This window comes from Vibrio sp. 10N.222.46.A1 (assembly GCF_041473595.1).
GTDB lineage: Bacteria > Pseudomonadota > Gammaproteobacteria > Enterobacterales > Vibrionaceae > Vibrio > Vibrio tasmaniensis_A.
In genome coordinates, this window is the sequence record NZ_JBFRSN010001686.1 from 1 (window position 1) to 544 (window position 544).

At 43.0% G+C, this 544-nt stretch carries 1 protein-coding gene; it reads right to left on the reverse strand.

The features are described from left to right. Positions 1 to 544: TonB-dependent receptor domain-containing protein (locus AB4496_RS28875; RefSeq protein ID WP_372133552.1), on the reverse strand; the 544-nt coding region annotated here is incomplete at both ends.

Sequence of the window (544 nt, forward strand, 5' to 3'; positions counted from 1 at the left end):
CAAGACCTAGCGTACCCGTTAGTGGTGCTACTGAATCAATGGATTTACCTGTAGATTTATCTTCACCATCAGCATAAGCGACAGCTAAACGAGTGTAGGTTCCAAATGGTGCGTCTAACAGGGTGTCAAGATTAATCGTTGACGAAAGCTCTGCACCATAGATAGTCACTTTATCTAAGTTCTCTTTGGTGTATACGTCTTTACCGCCTTGTTTACCCGATTTCGTCTGGTTAATGAAATCAGAGTAATCTGTGTAGAAAGTGCTTAGTTCAAAGCGAGCATGTTCATTATTGCCACGAAGGCCAAGCTCGTAAGAGATACTTCTTTCTGCTTTCAAGTTAGGGTTAGCTTCAATGATGGCACCTCGAGTGTAGAAGTAGTAGAGGTCGTAAACTGAAGGTGCTTTAAACCCTTGCCCAACTTGACCAAATACCGATAGGTTGTCATTGATGTGGTAAACTGAACCTAGCTTAGCTGTGACGGCGTCATCTTTATTCTTCTCGTATTGAGTCTTGTAGCCTTCATCCGTTGATGGGTCAGCAAC